Here is an 18,608-nt window from a genome sequence, read left to right on the forward strand (position 1 = left end):
ACCTCATGACGAGGTGACCGGGACCGGCGGCGGCCACCGCTCGGCCGCCCGTGCCACGGCGAGCAGCAGCGCCTCCCGCCCGTGCGGTGCCACCAGGTGGAGCCCGGCCGGGCAGCCGTCGCTGCCGAGCCCGGCCGGGAGGCTCAGTGCGGGGTGCCCGCTCACGTTGAACGCCCAGGTGAGCGCGGTGGAGTAGACGTCACCGGGACCCTCGTGGCCGTGCGGCGCGGTGGGCGCCGTGGGCGTCAGCAGCAACTCGGCGTGAGCGAAGAGACGGGCCAGGCTCCGGTCGTTCGCCACTCGAATGCGGTGAGCCTCGGCGAGGTCGGGGCGGGACCCGCCGGGGGCGCGCAGGGCGAGCCAGGCCGGCGCGGGGTCCAGGAGCAGCGGAGGCTTCGCCGACTGTACGGGCCGCGGGGCTCGCGGCGGCCGTACGAGCCGTACGACTCCGGCGTCGACGAGCCGGTCGACCGCGGCTCGGGCCAGCGTGACGGGCTCCTCGTCGGGATCGGCGAAGCCGAGGTCGGGGGACCAGATCGCGGTGCGGGGGCCGGGCGGCGGCACCTCGGCGGCGGTGGGCGGCGGCGACACCGCCCGCCACCAGGCCGTCGCGTCCGCTGCCGTCCGGGTGAGGACGCCGGGTGCCGCGAGACCCGTGCGGTCGGGCGACGGGAGGCGACCGTTGGTGACCTTCAGGCCGACGACCCCGCACCACGCCGCCGGGATGCGTACCGACCCCGCACCGTCGCTGCCCGTCGCCAGCGGCACCAGCCCCGCCGCCACCGCGACCGCGGCCCCGGCCGAGGAACCGCCCGGAGTGCGGTCCGCCCGCCACGGGTTGACGGTCCGTCCGTGCGCGCCGAGCCCCCAGGTCTGCCAGGGGGTGCCGGGCCCGGGCACGGCGGTGGCGCCCAGGGCCACACCACCGGCCGCGAGCAGCGGACCCGCCGCCCGGAGCCCGTGCCGCCCCTTCACGGCGATCGGCACCCCGGCCAGCGGCAGCCACTCACCCGGGCCGGGTGGGCCCGCGTCGACCCGGGCGTCCACCTCGGCCGCCCGCCGCAGCGCCTCCTCGGCCCACACCCCGGTGAACGCGCACAGCACCGGATCGGCCCGCTCGATCCGCGCCAGCGCCTCCGCGACCACCTCGACGGCCCGCAGCCTCCGAGCGCGCACCGCGGCGGCGATCTCCACCGCCGTCTCGGACGGAGCGGTTCCCACCGGTCTCCTCACGCCCGGCTCCTTCCCTGCTCGCGCTGCGGATACGCTGGAGCCGAGATGCGTGAGGACGAAGAGACCGAAGCCGCCGTCGACGGCGACAGTGTGGACACGATGCTGGCCGAGTGGCACAGCGAGTGGCCCGAACTGGACGTCTCCTCCACCGAGGTGATCGCCCGTCTGATGCGTACGGCCCGGCTCCTGGAAGAACGGTTCGTGGCGCAACTGCGCCGCGCCGGCGGCGTTCCCATCGCCAATCTCGGGGATTTCGACGTGCTGCACGCCCTGCGTCGCAGTGGCCCTCACCACGCGTTGACGCCGGGACAACTGCGCCAGGCGCTGATCGTGTCGTCCGCCGGTCTCACCGGGAGGTTCAACCGGCTGGAGCGGGAGGGCTGGATCGAGCGCGGCCCGTCCCCCGACGACGGTCGAAGCACTCTGGTCCGTCTGACGGAGGAGGGCCGGGCGAGTGTGGACCGCGTGCTGGAAGCGCACTTCGGTCTGGAGCGGGAGGCGCTCTCCGTGCTGGATCCGGAGGAACGTGCGGCGATCAGGGACAGCCTGCGCAAGCTGCTGGTCTCCCTGGAGGACGACGCCCGCTGACGGAACGGCGGCAGGGTGCCGTCAGGCCGCGCCCGCTGCCGTCCCCAGGATCACCGCGATGCACAGACCGAGCAGGCCCATGGTGACCACGGTCATGGCAACGGCGGTGTCCCGCGTGAAACGGCGGTGGCGGGCCGCGTACCGAGCCTCGACCTGCTGTATGCGCTCCGCGATGCGGCGTGTCGTCTCGCGGGCGTACGCCACCTGTTCCTGGGCGTACGCCTCCTCGACCGCGAGGCGCTGGTCCGTGGTGAGGCCGGGCAGTGCCCGGGCGAACTCGTGCGCTTTGCGGTGCGCCTCCAGGCGGTGGGCCTCTTGGTGGAGGAACCCCTCGAGCTGGTGCAGGCCCAGAGCGGCTTCATGACGGGTGTCCATGGACGGCTCCTGAACGTTCTCGATCCGAAAGGACGGGTGACCGAACCTGTCAGTTCCGGCCGGTGGTGGGTCCCTGCTGCTTCTCCGCGTCGTCGCCGGTGACGAGCTCGGGGTGGTCGACCTCGGGGTGGTGGAGGTCGAAGGCGGGTGAATCGCTCCGTATCTGCGGCAGGGTGAGGAAGTTGTGCCGGGGCGGCGGGCACGAGGTGGCCCACTCCAGGGAGCGGCCGTAGCCCCACGGGTCGTCGACCTCGATCTTCTTGCCGTACTTGGCCGTCTTCCAGATGTTGTAGAAGAACGGCAGCAGCGACAGGCCGAGCAGGAACGAGGCGATCGTGGAGACCGTGTTCAGCGCGGTGAACCCGTCGGCCGCCAGGTAGTCCGAGTAGCGGCGCGGCATGCCCTCGGCGCCCAGCCAGTGCTGGACCAGGAAGGTGCCGTGGAAGCCGATGAACAGCGTCCAGAAGGTGATCTTGCCGAGCCGCTCGTCGAGCATCTTGCCGGTGAACTTCGGCCACCAGAAGTGGAAGCCGGCGAACATCGCGAAGACCACGGTGCCGAACACCACGTAGTGGAAGTGCGCCACCACGAAGTACGAGTCGGTGACGTGGAAGTCCAGCGGCGGCGAGGCCAGGATGACCCCGGTCAGACCACCGAACAGGAACGTCACCATGAATCCGATGGACCAGAGCATCGGCGTCTCGAACGAGAGACTGCCCTTCCACATGGTGCCGATCCAGTTGAAGAACTTCACCCCGGTGGGGATGGCGATCAGGAAGGTCATGAAGGAGAAGAACGGCAGCAGCACCGCGCCGGTGGCGTACATGTGGTGCGCCCACACCGTCACCGACAGGCCCGCGATGGCGATGGTCGCGCCGACCAGGCCCATGTAGCCGAAGATCGGCTTGCGGGAGAAGACCGGCACGATCTCGGAGACGATGCCGAAGAACGGCAGCGCCAGGATGTAGACCTCGGGGTGGCCGAAGAACCAGAACAGGTGCTGCCACAGCAGTGGTCCGCCGTTGGTGGCGTCGAAGATGTGCGCGCCGAACTTCCGGTCGTACTCGAGCGCCAGGAGCGCGGCGGCCAGCACCGGGAAGGCGAGCAGGACCAGCACGCTGGTGAGCAGCACGTTCCAGGTGAAGATCGGCAGGCGGAACATGGTCATGCCGGGGGCGCGCATGCAGATGATGGTGGTGATGAAGTTGACCGCGCCCGCGATGGTGCCGAAGCCCTGCAGGGCCAGGCCCATGATCCACAGGTCGTTGCCGAGGCCCGGTGAGCGGACCGTGTCGGACAGCGGACTGTAGGCGGTCCAGCCGAAGCTGGCGGCCCCGTCCGGGGTGAGGAAACCACCGAGCGCGATCAGCGAGCCGAACAGGTAGAGCCAGTAGGCGAGCATGTTCAGCCGCGGGAAGGCGACGTCGGGGGCGCCGATCTGCAGCGGCATGATCCAGTTCGCGAACCCGGAGAAGATCGGCGTCGCGAACATGAACAGCATGATCGTGCCGTGCATCGTGAACGCCTGGTTGAACTGCTCGTTCGACACGATCTGCAGACCCGGCCGGGCCAGCTCGGCGCGCATGAGCAGCGCCATCGCGCCACCGATGCAGAAGAACACGAACGACGTCACCAGGTAGAGGCTGCCGATCCGCTTGTGGTCGGTGGTGGTCAGCCAGGCGACGACGGCTCCGCCCGGTCGGCGTCGCGCAGGAGGGGCCGCCCGAGGCGGCGAGGCGGACGGCGACAGAGCGGGCAGAGCCACGGCAATCCTCCATGCGTGCGAGACCTCCGGGCGGTGCGGTGCCCGTGGGGCACCAGAACCCGGCCCTTACCAAGGTATCTCTCTCGCGAGAGAAATAAATACGGGGGTGTGCGCGACGGTACAGGCGCTGGTCAGGGCGGACCGACCACGGTTCACCCGGGTCCTCATGTCGGTCGGCGGGCACGGAACCGGGCGGACGGCCGTTGGGACGAGCCTGTGACAACGCGGTGACGTGAGAAAGGGGGATATGCGGACAGACTCGTCGGTAGGTTCACGACCCGAATGAGGGGACGATGGCGCGACTCAGCCGCGAGCAGAAGCGGGAACAGCAGCAGGCCGCACACGTGGCGAACCGTGCGGCAGTGCCGATCGACGTCCGTGTTTCCGCCCCTGTGGCGGGTTCCGGCTCACGGAAGGCGTCGGTCGACGGGGTACCGGTGGTCGCCGGACCCGAGGAGGAGGTGCATCAGGCGGTGCTGAACCGCCTCCACCGCATCGCCGTCGCCTCGGGACACGCCGTCCTCGCCACCATCCACGACGAGGGCACCGGGTACGTCGTCCCGCTCCGGGTCGACCCCGACGGAGCCAGCCACTTCGCCGGAGAGCCGGTTCCCATGGAGCCGGCAGCCCCGGCTCCGGCCCCGGCCCCGGCCCCGGCTCCGGCCCCGGCCCCGGCTCCGGCACCGGCCCCGGTGTCGGTCCCGGCTCCGATCCCCGTGCGCGACAGCGCACCCACCTTCCGGCTGCGGCCGGTGCCCGAGTCGGTGGAAGCCGTGCCTCCCGGCACGGTCGTGCCGCCGACGGGCGAGTTCGGCCCGCCCCCGCTCATGGGCGCGAGGCCCCACCCCGCTCCCGAAGCCGACCACCGTCGGCACCCGGCACCCGCCCGAACACCGCAGACGCCTCAGACGCCCCTGATACCTCCGGCGCCCTCAGCGCCCCCCATACCCTCGGCCTACCGGACACCTCCCCCGGCCCCGGTGGCCGCCCCTCCCCGCACCCCCGAACCGGTTGCGGAGGCCGAGCCCGAACCCGCCCTCGCCCCCGGCCCCGACCTCAAGCCGGCCCCGCCCCGCGGTTTCGACGCCGTGGCGGAGGCGGTGCTCGGGGACGAGCCGCCCGCCGTCCCGGGTGAGACCCGCTTGGCCGAGCCCATGGGCCGGGTCAACGAGGCCGTGCGGGCGGGCCGGATCGACACGGCGGCGCGACTGGCCGAGGAGACGGTGGCCGAGGCGTCGCGGACGCTGGGGCCCGAGCACCCGGAGGTGCTCAAGCTGCGCGAGCTGTCCGCGTACATCGCCTACCTGGGTGACGAGCCGCTGCACGCCTTCCGGCTCTCCCTCGAGCTCGCCGGGATCCACCGCAGGGCGGGCGACGCGGAGGCCGCCTACGGCAACGTCCGCAGCGCGGCCACCGCCTGGCGCGCGGTGCGCGATCCGCTGCGCGGGCTGGAGCTGGGACGCGGACTGATCGAGCTGTGGACCGAACTCGCCGCCGAGGGCGGCCCGGCGGCCGACGAGATCGAGGAACTGGAGTCCGCCCGCACCCGCATGGGCCGGCTGACCGACCGCGCCCGCACCCGGCACGGGTGAGCGGGTGTGGACGGAGCCGTTCAACGCGCTGAGGAACGCTCCGGCCCGGCCTTCGGCGCCTCCACCGCATCCACGATATTCACCGTATTCACGGCATTCACCGTATTCACGGTATTCACCGCTCCCGCCGGGTTCGCTGCGACCACCAGGTCCACCGGGTCCACCGGGCTCATCGCCGCGCCGGCCGCGGCCGCGGCCCTCGCGCGCTCGGTGGCGAGTACGCGGGCGGTGCGCAGCGCGTCCCAGGTCAGCACCATGAGCGCCAGCCACACCAGCGCGAATCCGGCCCAGCGCTCGGGCGGCATGGCCTCCTTGAAGTAGAGGATGCCGAGCAGGAACTGGAACACCGGGGCCAGATACTGGAGCAGCCCCATCGTGGACAGCGGTACGCGGATCGCGGCGGCGCCGAAGCAGACCATGGGGAGCGCGGTGACGAGGCCGGTGGCGGCCAGCAGCACCGCGTGGCCCGCCCCCTCGGCGCCGAAGGTGGACTCGCCCCTGTTGCCCAGCCAGAGCAGGTAGCCGAGCGCGGGAAGGAACTGGACGGCCGTCTCGGCGGCCAGCGATTCGACGCCGCCGAGGTTGACCTTCTTCTTCACCAGTCCGTACGTGGCGAAGGAGAAGGCGAGGCAGAGCGAGATCCACGGCGGGCGGCCGTAACCGATGGTGAGGACGAGCACCGCCGCGAAGCCGACCCCGACCGCCGCCCACTGCGCGGGCCGCAGCCGTTCCTTCAGCACCAGGACACCCAGGGCGATGGTGACCAGCGGGTTGATGAAGTAGCCGAGGGAGGCCTCGACGACGTGCCCGGAGTTCACCGACCAGATGTAGACGCCCCAGTTCACGGTGATGACCGCCGCGGCGACGGTGACCAGGGCCAGCCTGCGCGGCTGCCGCAGCAGTTCGCCGAGCCAGGCCCAGCGACGTATGAGAAGCAGGGCGGCGCCGACGAAGAGCAGCGACCAGATCATCCGGTGGGCCAGGATCTCCACGGCTCCGGCGGGCTGCAGCAGTGGCCAGAAGAGGGGGACGAGCCCCCACATGCCGTATGCCGCGAAGCCGTTCAGCAGTCCTGTACGCCGCTCGCCGTCCGACTTCTCGGTCACGGGCCGCCCTCCTTCTCGCCTGACGCGTGTCCGGGCGAGCGGCGCTCGCCCGGACGACCGTAACGCCGGACGCCCCGCTCGTCATTCCCTTACGGGGATACGGTCATGACGAGCGGGGCGTCCGGGCCCGGGTCAGGTGTTCAGGCCCCGGGTCAGGCCTTCAGCGCGGCGGCGATGGCGTCCGCGATCGGGGTGGCCGGGCGGCCGATCAGGCGGGCCAGGTCGCCGCTGGCGACGACCAGTTCGCCCTTCTCGATGGAGACGTCCGTGCCCGCGAAAACGGCGGCCACCGGTTCGGGGAGCCCGGCGCCGGTCAGGATGCCGGTGAGCTCCTCGACCGTGACCGGCTTGTAGGCGATCTCCTTGCCGGTCTGGCGGCTCAGCTCGGCCGCGTACTCGGCGAGGTCCCACGACTCGTCGCTGCCCAGCTCGTACGTCTTGTTCTCGTGGCCCTCGCCGGTCAGTACGGCGACGGCGGCCGCCGCGTAGTCGGCGCGCGCGGCGGAGGAGAGGCGGCCCTCGCCGGCGGCGGAGACGACCGCGTCGTGCTCCAGCACGGGGGCGAGGTTCTCGGTGTAGACCTCGTGGTACCAGCCGTTGCGCAGCAGGACGTACGGGAGACCGGAGGCCAGCAGGGCCTTCTCGGTGCCGCGGTGGTCGTCGGCGAGCGCGGCGGTCAGCGTTCCGGGGGCGCTGGTGTAGGCGAGCAGGGAGACGCCGGCGGCCTTGGCGGCGTCGATGACGGCCGTGTGCTGTCCCACCCGGTCCGCGCCGACCTCGCTGCTGGAGATCAGCAGCACCTTGTCGCCGGACGCGAACACGCCGTCGAGGGTTTCGGGGGCGCTGTAGTCGGCGACCGCGATCCGCACCCCGCGCTCCGCCAGGTCAGCGGCCTTCTCCGCGCTGCGCACGACGGCGGTGACCTGCTCGGCCGGAACCTTCTCCAGGAGCTGCCCCACGACGTGGCGGCCCAGGTTTCCGGTGGCTCCGGTGACGACGATGCTCATGATCAGAACTCCTTGTGGGGGTGCGTATGACACTAACCTTAGGAGCTGCGCTAACTAATGGAAAGTACCCACTTTGAAGTAAGGTACTGGCATGACGGTAAGTGACGTGCCCGTACGGGGCGGCGAGGACCGACGGGGCGAGCGTGAGGCGCTGTGCCCGCACCGCCTGGTCCTGGAGCATGTGACCAGCCGCTGGGGAGTGCTCGTGCTGATCCGGCTCCGGGAGCGGCCCCACCGCTTCAGTGAGCTGCGCCGCGCGATCGGCAGGGTCAGCGAGAAGATGCTCACCCAGACCCTGCAGACGCTGGAGCGGGACGGGCTCGTCCACCGTGACGCCAAGCCGGTGATCCCGCCGCGGGTCGACTACTCCCTCACCGACCTGGGGCGGGAGGCGGCCGAACAGGTGAGCGCGCTGGCGCTGTGGACCGAACGGCGCATGGGCGACGTGCTGGCCGCCCGTAAGGCATACGACGAGGCCCGGACGCTCTGAAGCATCCGGGCCTCGGACCCCTGAGGGGCGGGTGGCCGACGACGGTCAGCCGGCGGTGCTCATCCGACGACCGTCCAGGTGTCGTTGCCCGCGAGCAGCGCGCCGAGCTCTCCCTTGCCGTGCTGCTCGGCGGCGTTGTCCAACTGCTCGGCCATCAGCGTGTCGTACACCGGGCGGTCCACCGAGCGGAAGACGCCGATCGGGGTCTGGTGCAGGGTGTCCGGATCGGCGAGCCGGGACAGCGCGAACGCGGTGGTCGGGGACGCCGAGTGCGCGTCGTGGACCAGGATCTCCGCCTCGTTCTCCGGCGTCACCGCGACCACCTTCAGATCACCGGTGGCCCGGTCCCGCACGACGCCCTTCGCAAGGTCGGTGCCGAAACGGATCGGGCTGCCGTGCTCCAGCCGGATCACCGCCTCCTCGGCCTGCCGGCGGTCCTTGAGGACCTCGAAGGCGCCGTCGTTGAAGATGTTGCAGTTCTGGTAGATCTCGATCAGTGCCGTGCCCGGATGGGCGGCGGCCTGCCGCAGTACCTCGGTGAGGTGCTTGCGATCCGAGTCGACCGTGCGGGCCACGAAGGACGCCTCCGCGCCGATGGCCAGCGACACCGGGTTGAACGGCGCGTCCAGCGAGCCCACCGGCGTCGACTTGGTGATCTTGCCGATCTCGGAGGTCGGCGAGTACTGGCCCTTGGTGAGACCGTAGATCCGGTTGTTGAACAGCAGGATCTTCAGATTGACGTTCCGGCGCAGCGCGTGGATCAGGTGGTTGCCGCCGATGGACAGCGCGTCCCCGTCACCCGTGACGACCCACACGCTCAGGTCGCGCCGGGACGTCGCCAGGCCCGTCGCGATGGCGGGGGCGCGGCCGTGGATGGAGTGCATCCCGTAGGTGTTCATGTAGTACGGGAAGCGGGACGAGCAGCCGATGCCGGAGACGAAGACGATGTTCTCCCTCGCCAGTCCGAGCTCGGGCATGAAGCCCTGCACGGCGGCGAGGACCGCGTAGTCGCCGCAGCCGGGGCACCAGCGCACCTCCTGGTCGGACTTGAAGTCCCTCATGGACTGCCTGCCCTCGGCCTTGGGCACCAGGGAGAGCGCGTCGCCGAAGGACGGGCCGCCTCCCGGCATCGTCTCAGTCATCGATGGCCTCCTTCAACACCTCGGCAAGCTGCTCCGCCTTGAACGGCATCCCGTTGACCTGGTTGTACGAGTGCGCGTCGACCAGGTACTTCGCCCGGATCAGGGTGGCGAGCTGGCCGAGGTTCATCTCGGGTACGACCACCTTCTCGTAACGCTCCAGGACCTCCCCGAGATTCCGCGGGAAGGGGTTGACATGGCGCAGATGGGCCTGGGCGATCGCGCCCCCTGCGCCCCTGATGCGCCGTACGGCCGCAGTGATCGGCCCGTAGGTGGACCCCCAGCCGAGGACCAGCACCCTGGCGTCGCCGTCCGGGTCGTCGACCTCCAGGTCGGGGACCTCGACGCCGTCGACCTTCGCCTGCCGGGTACGCACCATGAAGTCGTGGTTGGCCGGGTCGTAGGAGATGTTGCCCGTGCCGTCCTGCTTCTCGATGCCGCCGATCCGGTGCTCCAGACCCGGGGTGCCCGGGATGGCCCACGGCCGGGCCAGGGTGTGCGGGTCCCGCTGGTACGGCCAGAACACCTCGGTGCCGTCGTCCATCGTGTGGTTGGGGCCGCGGGCGAACCGCACGCTCAGATCCGGCAGCTCCTCCGGGTCCGGGATGCGCCACGGCTCGCTGCCGTTGGCCAGATAGCCGTCGGAGAGCAGGAACACCGGGGTGCGGTAGGTCAGCGCGATCCGGGCCGCCTCCAGGGCCGCGTCGAAGCAGTCGGCCGGCGTGCGCGGCGCGACCACCGGGACCGGGGCCTCGCCGTTGCGCCCGTACATCGCCTGGAGCAGGTCCGCCTGCTCGGTCTTGGTGGGCAGGCCCGTGGACGGGCCGCCGCGCTGGATGTCCACGATCAGCAGCGGCAGCTCCAGCGACACCGCGAGACCGATCGTCTCGGACTTCAGGGCCACACCGGGGCCGGACGTCGTCGTCACGGCGAGCGAACCGCCGAAGGCCGCGCCCAGCGCGGCGCCGATGCCCGCGATCTCGTCCTCGGCCTGGAAGGTCCGCACACCGAAGTTCTTGTGCCGGCTCAGCTCGTGCAGGATGTCCGAGGCCGGCGTGATCGGGTACGACCCCAGGAACAACGGCAGATCCGCCTGCCGGGAGGCCGCGATCAGGCCGTACGCCAGGGCCAGGTTGCCGGAGATGTTGCGGTACACGCCCGGCGGGAACGCCGTTGCGGCCGGGGCCACCTCGTAGGAGACGGCGAAGTCCTCCGTCGTCTCGCCGAAGTTCCAGCCCGCCCGGTACGCGGCGATGTTGGCCGCCGCGATGTCCGGGTTCTTGGCGAACTTCGAGGTCAGGAACTTCTCCGTGCCCTCGGTGGGCCGGTGGTACATCCAGCTCAGCAGCCCCAGCGCGAACATGTTCTTGCTGCGCTCGGCCTCCTTGCGGCTGAGGTCGAAGTCCTTCAGCGCCTCCACCGTCAGGGTCGTCAGCGGCACCGGATGGAGGCTGTAGCCGGCGAGCGAACCGTCCTCCAGCGGGTTGCCGTCGTACCCGACCTTCTGCAACGCCCGCTTGGTGAACTCGTCCGTGTTGACGATGATCTCCGCGCCGCGCGGCAGATCCCCGATGTTCGCCTTCAACGCGGCCGGGTTCATCGCCACCAGCACGTTCGGCGCGTCACCGGGGGTGAGGATGTCGTGGTCGGCGAAGTGGAGCTGGAAGGACGAGACACCCGGCAGGGTGCCGGCCGGGGCGCGGATCTCGGCAGGGAAGTTCGGCAGTGTCGACAGGTCGTTGCCGAACGACGCCGTCTCCGAGGTGAAGCGGTCACCGGTGAGCTGCATGCCGTCACCCGAGTCCCCCGCGAACCTGATGATCACCCGGTCGAGGCGGCGGACGTCCTTCGCTCCCGCCGGTTTGCGCTGCTCTCCCAGGACTGTTCCGTCGGTCTGCTCCGCTGGGCTGCTGACCTGGCTGGTCACTGAACTGGACCTCCTCGAGGCGCTGTCCGGGACCGGCCCTCCCGCAGGCCGTCCCTGGATCAACCCTACGTCCGTAAGGGTCGCCTTCCTCAGGCCATTCGCATCTTGGACACGACTTCGAGAACCCGGTGTGCCGACGTGTCCCGCCTTTTCCCCGGATTCCCCCGGTCGCCGAGCCCGGCCGCCGGATCCCGGCCCTTCACTCCGAAGGACGCCGTCCGCTCGCCGGCGGTTCGGCCGGGAGCGGACCCGGCGGTCAGGAGTTGAGGTAGGTGAGCACGGCCAGCACCCGGCGGTGATCGCCGTCGCTCGGGGACAGGCCCAGTTTCATGAAGATGTTGCTGACGTGCTTCTCCACGGCCCCGTCGCTCACCACCAGCTGCCGGGCGATCGCCGAGTTCGTCCGCCCCTCGGCCATCAGCCCCAGGACCTCCCGCTCGCGCGGGGTGAGCCCCGTGAGGACGTCCTGCTTCCGGCTGCGGCCGAGCAGCTGCGCGACCACCTCCGGGTCCAGGGCCGTCCCGCCCTGGGCCACGCGCACCACCGCGTCCACGAACTCACGCACGTCGGCCACCCGGTCCTTGAGCAGATAGCCGATGCCGCGGCTGGAGCCGGCGAGCAGTTCCGTGGCGTAGCGCTCCTCCACGTACTGGGACAGCACCAGTACCCCGACACCCGGATGCGCCTTGCGCAGCCGGATGGCGGCCCGCACCCCCTCGTCGGTGTGCGTCGGCGGCATCCGGACGTCGGCCACCACGACGTCCGGGAGCTCGCCCTGACCGTCCAGCTCGGTGATGGTCTTGAGCAACGCGTCGCCGTCGCCGACCCCGGCCACGACCTCGTGCCCCCGGTCGGTCAGCAGCCGGGTCAGGCCCTCCCGCAGCAGCACTGAATCCTCGGCGATGACCACGCGCACCCTGTTCTCCATGACTTCTCGGCCCCCACCCCTCCTCCGCGCCCGCCCGTACGGCAGGCCCGGCTGACGGGACCAGCATTTCAGTATCGGGTGGGCGATGCGGAGGGGAGGGGGCCGAGAAGGTGCGGGGCCGGGCCCACCGCCCGTCCCCGCACCCCTGCCGTCCGGTTCCTTCTCGGCGCTCCCGGCCACCGCTCGGCCGTGCCGTGTTCGCGCCCCGTGGTTCGCGCCTCCTGCGAGCTCAGCCGCACCTCATGCGCAGCTCAGCCGCTGCTCACCGCTCATCGCTGGCTCATCGCGTCCGCTCGGCCCGCCACGGCAGCTCCGCCGTCACCCGGGTCGGACCGCCGGCCGGTGAGTTCACCACCAGGATTCCGTCCACCGCGTCCAGCCGCTCCGCCAGCCCGGCGAGTCCGGACCCCCCGGACGCGTCGGACGCGTCGGCACCACCCACACCGTTGTCCTCGACCTGCACCATCAGCCGGTTCTCCGTCCGCCACACCTCCACGGACGCCCAGGTCGCCCGCGCGTGCTTGCTGATGTTCTGCAGCAGCTCCGAGACCGTGAAGTACGCGATGCCCTCGATCGCCGGCGCCGGGCGCTCGGTCAGATCCACCTCCACCCGCACCGGGACCGTGCAGCGGGAGGCGACCGACGACAGGGCCGCGTCCAGTCCCCGGTCGGTCAGCACCGCCGGGTGGATGCCGCGCGCCAGGTCCCGCAGCTCCTGCAGCGCCGTCTTCACCTCGCCGTGCGCCTCGTCCACCATGTGCGCCGCGGCCCGCGGGTCCTCCCGCAGCTTCTCCTTCGCCAGCCCCAGATCCATGGCCAGGTTGACCAGCCGGGCCTGCGCCCCGTCGTGCAGATCGCGCTCGATGCGCCGCAGGTCCGCCGCGGCCGTGTCGAAAACGGCCCCCCGGTCCGACTCCAGCTCCACCACCCGCGTCACCAGCCGCGACGGCCCGAGCAGGCCGTGCACCAGCAGCCGGTCCACCATGGTCAGCGCGCGCACGATCCACGGCGTGGCGATGGTGAACAGCAGCCCGATCAGCGCGGTCACCGTGATCTCGAAGGAGTTGTCCAGATAGATCCGGTGCTCTCCGTCGCCGTACAGCTGGATCCCGCCCTGGCCGGCGTACATCGGGAACACCCAGAACCACAGCGGATACGTCAGCAGCGACCAGCCGATCGTCCAGACGGTCACCGAGACGACGAAGGAGAACGTCGCCCACGGCAGATGCAGCACCGCGTACAGCAGGGCCCGCCACGAGGCGCCACTCTTCAGCACCGCCCCCATCCAGGCCGTGAACCCCTGCCGCTTCATCCGCAGCGGCTCCGGCTCGGCCACCTCCAGGCCCAGCAGGCCCCGGGCCCGCGTCCGCTCCAACGCCCCGAACCCGCGGCATCCGGCGAGCCCGGCGGCCAGCACCGGAACGCCGAGGAAGGTCACCAGCAGACCGGCGCCCAGCGACACCATCGTGACCGCGTAGGTGAAGAGCAGGATGCCGATCGGCAGACTCAGCAGTACATATCCCAGCTCGCGCCAGGCCCGTCCCTCGACCGGGGCCCGCAGCACGGCCGGCAGCCGGCGCCGCCGCTCACCGGCCCTCCCGGGGTGCCCGACGGGCGTGCTGTCGAGCCCGTAGCCCTGTCCGTACTCCGTGGCCATCGGCGTCGTCCTTCTCCTCGTCCGGCGGCGGTGCTGTCGTATCTCCAGACTGCTGGGCCGCAGGTCCGCGGACCATGGAGCACGTCGCAGTCTTGGACGGGGGTTTTCCCCACCCCCTCGACCTACGGCACCCCTCTCCGCCTACGACCGCGGGCGGGCCGGCCGCGCCTTCTCGGCGAGGGCGCCGGAGCGGTCCCGCCACGGCAGCTCCGCCGTCACCGTCGTCGGGCCGCCCTCCGGCGACTCCACGACGAACAGGCCGTCCACCGCGCCCAGCCGGTCCGCGAGACCCCGCATCCCCGTACCGCCGTCCGGACTCGCGCCCCCGCGGCCGTCGTCCTCCACCTGGATGAGCAGCCGACCGTCCGCCCGCCACACGTCGACCGCGGCCGAACGCGCCGCGCTGTGCTTGCTGACGTTCTGCAGCAGCTCCGAGACCGTGAAGTACGCGATGCCCTCGATGGCCGCGGCCGGCCGCTCGGCGAGATCGACCGTCACCTTCACCGGGACCGTGCAGCGGGAGGCGACCGACGACAGGGCCGCGTCCAGTCCCCGGTCGGTCAGCACCGCCGGGTGGATGCCGCGTGCCAGGTCCCGCAGCTCCTGCAACGCCAGCTTCACCTCGCCGTGTGCCTCCGCGACCATCGACGCCGCCGTGTCGGGATCCTCCAGCAGCTTCTCCTTGGCCAGGCCCAGCCCCATGGCCAGGTTGACCAGCCGGGCCTGCGCCCCGTCGTGCAGATCGCGCTCGATGCGCCGCAGGTCCGCCGCGGCCGTGTCGAACACCACACCCCGGTCGGACTCCAGCTCGGCGATGCGCCGCTCCAGTTCGTCGGAGGGGGAGAGCAGAGCGCGCACCATGGCCCGGTCCGCGTTGGACAGCCCCCGCGCGATGAACGGCAGCACCGGCCACAACACGAACAGCGAGATCAGCGTGACGGTGAAGGTGACGATGCCCCACGGCAGCCGTATCGCCCCGTAGAGCATCGTGCGCCAGCCCACCGGGTCCTTCAACGCCATCCACACCCGTGGCAGAAGCCCTCCGGCGCCACGCAGCGGCAGTCGGCTCGGCTCCTCCACCCGCACCCCGAGCAGCGCCCTGGCCCGCGCCCGCTCCGCCCCGCCCAGCCACCGCGCACCCGCCAGACCGGCCGCGAGCAGCGGGAACCCGATCACCGTGACCGTCAGTCCGAGGCCGGCGGACAGCACGGTCGTGACATAGGTGAAGCCCACCAGCGCCACCGGAAGGTTCGTCAGGAGGTGGGCGACCTCCTTCCAGGTGTGCCGGTCATAGGCGAGGCGGGCCGGCGGCGGACGGTCGTCGGGAGCGGGGAAAGGTTCGGTCATGGGTCTTAGCGTGCCTGGCCGGGGGAACCCGCGCCATGAGGTGGACCCCTGAGATGCACGGGGGAAATCCCCACCTCCCACATCCGGGGGCGACGGGCTGCTTACGGCCTCCTTATAAGGGCCTAGACTCCCGTGCGTACAGATCGTCGACAGCGAGGGGCGGACGTGCGGGAACCGATCGGCGTCGATCCGACCGTGATCGCTTCACAGTACGTCGCGGCGGAGTACTTCCAGGCGTATTCGGTCGTCGGGCTGCTCGCCGTCGTCGGTGTGCTGTTCGTCGCCGTCGCCTTCGGTGCGGGACGCCTGCTGCGGCCGGTGGTCCCCACCCCCGAGAAGCTCATGACGTACGAGTGCGGAGTCGACCCCGTCGGCGAGGGCTGGGCCCACACCCAGGTCCGCTACTACGTCTACGCCTTCCTCTACGTGATCTTCGCGGTCGACTCGATCTTCCTCTTCCCCTGGGCCACCGTCTTCGCCGCCGACGGTTACGGCGCGACCACTCTGGTGGAGATGTTCATCTTCCTCGGCTTTCTCGCCGTCGGCCTGCTGTACGCATACAAGAAGGGCGTCCTGACATGGACGTGACCCCCGCCAACCCGACGGGCATCGGAGACGGCCCCGGAGCGGCACCCGGCGCGGGCTCCGACCCGGTGCTGCTGCCGGACCCCGTCGTGCTCCCCGCCGAGGGCGGGGGAAAGCTCGGCGCGCTCTCCCGACTCGCCCCCGAGCCGATGAAGGTCATCCTCAACTGGGGCCGCCGTTATTCGCTCTGGGTCTTCAACTTCGGTCTGGCCTGCTGCGCGATCGAGTTCATCGCCGCGTCGATGGCCCGCCACGACTTCATCCGCCTCGGTGTCATCCCCTTCGCGCCGGGGCCGCGCCAGGCCGACCTGATGGTCGTCTCCGGCACGGTCACGGACAAGATGGCGCCCGCGGTGAAGCGCCTGTACGAGCAGATGCCCGAACCGAAGTACGTCATCTCGTTCGGCGCGTGCAGCAACTGCGGCGGCCCGTACTGGGACTCCTACTCCGTCACCAAGGGCGTCGACCAGATCATCCCGGTCGACGTCTACGTTCCCGGCTGCCCGCCGCGGCCCGAGGCACTGCTCCAGGGGGTCCTGAAGCTCCAGGAGAAGATCGCGCGGGAGTCGCTGGGAGAGAGGTACGGGGCGGGCGAGCGAGGCGCCCCGGGCACCCGGGGTGCGTCGGCGGCGGCGCTGCGGAGCGGATTGGTGAAGCCGCCCACGCCGGGGGAGACCGGTGCGGCGACGTCCGGCGAGGGGGAGGACCGGTGACCGCGGTCGGCTGGCTCCCCGCCGACGTCGAGGAGCTGTTCGGTACGGAGGCCACGGCCGAGGAGTCGTACGACGTCCTGACCGTCGACGTCCCGCCGGCCTCCTGGATCCCTGCTCTGGAGGCCGCCCGTGACCGGCTCGGCTGCACGTACTTCGACTGGCTGAGCGCGGTCGACGAGCCCGGCACGGGCGTGTGCGTCGCCGCGCACGTCGTCGCCCTCTCCCCGGTACGCCGCCTGCTGCTGCGGACGACGGTCCCGCACGACGCCCCGACGCTGCCCTCCGCCGTGGACGTCTACGCGGGGGCCGCCTGGCACGAGCGCGAGACGTACGAGATGTTCGGCGTGGACTTCACCGGTCACCCGGCCCTGGACCACCTGCTCCTGCCGGACAACTTCGAGGGCCACCCGCTGCGCAAGGACTTCGTCCTCGCCGCCCGCGTCGCCAAGGCATGGCCGGGAGCCAAGGAGCCCGGGGAGCCTGCGGCGGGTGCCGAGCACGGCGGCCCGAAGCGCCGCCAGATGCTTCCCCCGGGCGTCCCCGACCCGAACGAATGGGGCCCCCTGAAGGGCCGGCTCCCCCCGGCTCCGTCCCGTCCGGCCCGCAGCGCGGGCAGGGCGGCCGCAGGCACGGGAAGCGCCCCCGGGGAACGCCCGGTCCGCCGCACCCGTACGGCGGCGCAGGGCTCGGCGAGCCAGTCCGCACCGGCCGGAACCGAGGGCGGCTCCGTGGGCCGCTCCGAGGATCGGCCCGAGGGCCGGCCCTCACCGCCGCCGCGCCGCACCCGCTCGGCCGCCGAGGGCTCCGCGAGCCAGCGAGCCGGCCGGGCCGCCCCCGAAGCACCGACCGCCGACGCCGCGGCACAGCCCGAAACGGCCACGCCGGCCACCCCCGCCGCGCCTCCCGCGCGGCCCCCGCGTCGTGCCCGCAGCGCGAGCGAGGGGTCGGCGTCCCAGCGCGCCGAGGCGTCGCCGCCGGAGCCCACCGAAACAGAGGCGCCGGACGAGTCCGGGGCGTCGGGCACCGAGCCCGCTGCCGCACCGCGCAGCCCGGACGCCCCCTGGCACCACGCCCGTCCCGCCTTCACCCGCCCCGGACGCGACCTCGAGTCCCGCCCCGGACGCGACCCGGAACCGGAACCGGAATCCCCGGCCACCGATGACCCCGACCCCTCAGGAGGTTCGCAGTGAACGACGTACTCGACGTCGCTCTGCGACTCCTGGTCGTCTTCGTCGTCTTCCTCACCTTCCCCCTGATCATCGGGCAGACCGAGCACAAGGTGATGGCCCACATGCAGGGCCGTCTGGGCCCGATGTACGCGGGCGGCTTCCACGGCTGGGCCCAGCTCATCGCCGACGGTGTGAAGTTCGCGCAGAAGGAGGACGTGGTCCCGGCCGGCGCGGACCGCCGTGTCTTCCGACTCGCCCCGGCCGTCGCCCTCCTGCCGTACCTGCTGGTCCTGCTCGCCATCCCGATCGGGCCGGGCGAGGGCGCCGTCGGGCAGGTGCTGGACGCGGGCGTGTTCTTCGTGCTCGCGGTGATGGGCGTCGGCGTCCTCGGCTCGCTCATGGCCGGCTGGGCCTCCGCCAACAAGTACTCCCTCCTCGGCGGCCTGCGTACCGCCGCCCAACTCCTCGCCTACGAACTGCCGATGCTGCTCGCCGCCGCCTCGGTGGCGATGGCGGCCGGCACCGTCTCGCTCGTCGGTATCCTCGATGCCTTCGCGTGGTGGTGGCTGCCCTGGCAGATCGTCGGCGCGATCGTCTTCTTCGTCGCCGGCCTCGCCGAACTCCAGCGTCCGCCCTTCGACATGCCCGTCGCCGACTCGGAGATCATCTTCGGGGCGTACACCGAGTACACCGGTCTGCGGTTCGCGCTCTTCCTGCTCGCCGAGTACGCCGGGATCGTCGTCCTGTGCGCCCTGACCACCGTCCTCTTCCTGGGCGGCTGGCACGGGCCGTGGGGCGCCGACGGCCTCGGCTGGGCCTGGACCCTGCTGAAGACCGCGGTCCTCGCCTTCGTCGTCATCTGGCTCCGCGTCACCTATCCCCGGCTGCGCGAGGACCAGTTGCAGAAACTCTCCTGGACCCTCCTCGTTCCCCTCGCCCTCACCCAGATCGCCCTCACCGGCGTCGTCAAGGTGGTGATCTCCTAGC

Annotated in this window: 16 protein-coding genes and 1 pseudogene; 7 read left to right on the forward strand and 10 right to left on the reverse strand. The window is 71.6% G+C overall.

Going from position 1 to position 18,608, the window contains the following annotated elements; translation table 11 throughout:
• Positions 1–3: 3 nt before the first annotated feature.
• On the reverse strand, positions 4–1,233 hold the full coding sequence (locus tag JL475_RS04610) for an amidase (protein ID WP_307824974.1): 1,230 nt from the start codon (positions 1,231–1,233) through the stop codon (positions 4–6).
• A gap of 45 nt (positions 1,234–1,278) precedes the next feature.
• Between JL475_RS04610 and JL475_RS04615 the strand changes: the two genes are divergently transcribed.
• On the forward strand, positions 1,279–1,821 hold the full coding sequence (locus JL475_RS04615; RefSeq protein WP_202275566.1) for a MarR family winged helix-turn-helix transcriptional regulator: 543 nt from the start codon (positions 1,279–1,281) through the stop codon (positions 1,819–1,821).
• Positions 1,822–1,842: 21 nt separating this feature from the next.
• Here the strand turns inward: JL475_RS04615 and JL475_RS04620 are convergent, their stop codons facing one another.
• Positions 1,843–2,196 (reverse strand): hypothetical protein, encoded by a 354-nt coding sequence (locus JL475_RS04620; protein WP_202275569.1) that lies wholly within the window; start codon positions 2,194–2,196, stop codon positions 1,843–1,845.
• Positions 2,197–2,314: 118 nt separating this feature from the next.
• A pseudogene (ctaD, locus tag JL475_RS04625) lies at positions 2,315–3,961 on the reverse strand (cytochrome c oxidase subunit I); the annotation flags it as partial.
• Positions 3,962–4,254: 293 nt separating this feature from the next.
• On the opposite strand from ctaD, the gene JL475_RS04630 reads away from it, so the two are divergent.
• Positions 4,255–5,553 (forward strand): tetratricopeptide repeat protein, encoded by a 1,299-nt coding sequence (locus tag JL475_RS04630; protein ID WP_202275572.1) that lies wholly within the window; start codon positions 4,255–4,257, stop codon positions 5,551–5,553.
• A gap of 20 nt (positions 5,554–5,573) precedes the next feature.
• On the opposite strand, the gene rarD is transcribed toward JL475_RS04630, so the two are convergent.
• A complete protein-coding gene (gene rarD, locus JL475_RS04635; RefSeq protein WP_307824975.1) occupies positions 5,574–6,659 on the reverse strand; it encodes an EamA family transporter RarD in 1,086 nt (361 codons plus the stop codon).
• Between the two features lie 152 nt (positions 6,660–6,811).
• Positions 6,812–7,666 carry an SDR family oxidoreductase gene (locus tag JL475_RS04640; RefSeq protein ID WP_202275575.1) on the reverse strand — a complete coding sequence of 285 codons (855 nt, stop codon included), beginning with the start codon at positions 7,664–7,666 and terminating at the stop codon, positions 6,812–6,814.
• 91 nt (positions 7,667–7,757) lie between these two features.
• Here JL475_RS04640 and JL475_RS04645 point away from each other — a divergent pair, with 91 nt between their 5' ends.
• Complete coding sequence (locus tag JL475_RS04645; RefSeq protein WP_202275578.1) at positions 7,758–8,156, forward strand: helix-turn-helix domain-containing protein; 399 nt, start codon at positions 7,758–7,760, stop codon at positions 8,154–8,156.
• Positions 8,157–8,215: 59 nt separating this feature from the next.
• Here the strand turns inward: JL475_RS04645 and JL475_RS04650 are convergent, their stop codons facing one another.
• From JL475_RS04650 to JL475_RS04670, 5 genes are all read right to left on the reverse strand, one after another.
• Complete coding sequence (locus JL475_RS04650; RefSeq protein ID WP_237406219.1) at positions 8,216–9,298, reverse strand: 2-oxoacid:ferredoxin oxidoreductase subunit beta; 1,083 nt, start codon at positions 9,296–9,298, stop codon at positions 8,216–8,218.
• Positions 9,291–11,222, reverse strand: a complete 1,932-nt coding sequence (locus JL475_RS04655) for a 2-oxoacid:acceptor oxidoreductase subunit alpha (RefSeq protein WP_202275581.1) — start codon at positions 11,220–11,222, stop codon at positions 9,291–9,293. The genes JL475_RS04650 and JL475_RS04655 overlap by 8 nt, the downstream gene beginning before the upstream one ends.
• A 256-nt stretch (positions 11,223–11,478) precedes the next feature.
• Positions 11,479–12,150 (reverse strand): response regulator transcription factor, encoded by a 672-nt coding sequence (locus tag JL475_RS04660; protein WP_202275584.1) that lies wholly within the window; start codon positions 12,148–12,150, stop codon positions 11,479–11,481.
• A gap of 280 nt (positions 12,151–12,430) precedes the next feature.
• A complete protein-coding gene (locus JL475_RS04665; RefSeq protein WP_202275587.1) occupies positions 12,431–13,807 on the reverse strand; it encodes a sensor histidine kinase in 1,377 nt (458 codons plus the stop codon).
• Between the two features lie 141 nt (positions 13,808–13,948).
• Positions 13,949–15,154: a sensor histidine kinase gene (locus tag JL475_RS04670; RefSeq protein WP_202275590.1), complete on the reverse strand. Its 1,206-nt coding sequence runs from the start codon at positions 15,152–15,154 to the stop codon at positions 13,949–13,951.
• Between the two features lie 165 nt (positions 15,155–15,319).
• Here JL475_RS04670 and JL475_RS04675 point away from each other — a divergent pair, with 165 nt between their 5' ends.
• From JL475_RS04675 to JL475_RS04690, 4 genes are read left to right on the forward strand one after another with little or no spacing between them, the layout of a single operon-like run.
• Positions 15,320–15,742 carry an NADH-quinone oxidoreductase subunit A gene (locus tag JL475_RS04675; RefSeq protein ID WP_202275593.1) on the forward strand — a complete coding sequence of 141 codons (423 nt, stop codon included), beginning with the start codon at positions 15,320–15,322 and terminating at the stop codon, positions 15,740–15,742.
• A complete protein-coding gene (locus JL475_RS04680; protein ID WP_202275595.1) occupies positions 15,733–16,452 on the forward strand; it encodes an NADH-quinone oxidoreductase subunit B in 720 nt (239 codons plus the stop codon). The genes JL475_RS04675 and JL475_RS04680 overlap by 10 nt, the downstream gene beginning before the upstream one ends.
• Positions 16,449–17,642, forward strand: a complete 1,194-nt coding sequence (locus JL475_RS04685; RefSeq protein ID WP_202275597.1) for an NADH-quinone oxidoreductase subunit C — start codon at positions 16,449–16,451, stop codon at positions 17,640–17,642. The genes JL475_RS04680 and JL475_RS04685 overlap by 4 nt, the downstream gene beginning before the upstream one ends.
• Positions 17,639–18,607 carry a complex I subunit 1 family protein gene (locus JL475_RS04690; RefSeq protein ID WP_202275600.1) on the forward strand — a complete coding sequence of 323 codons (969 nt, stop codon included), beginning with the start codon at positions 17,639–17,641 and terminating at the stop codon, positions 18,605–18,607. The genes JL475_RS04685 and JL475_RS04690 overlap by 4 nt, the downstream gene beginning before the upstream one ends.
• Position 18,608: the final 1 nt, after the last annotated feature.

This window comes from Streptomyces sp. M2CJ-2, from assembly GCF_016757295.1.
Lineage (GTDB): Bacteria > Actinomycetota > Actinomycetes > Streptomycetales > Streptomycetaceae > Streptomyces.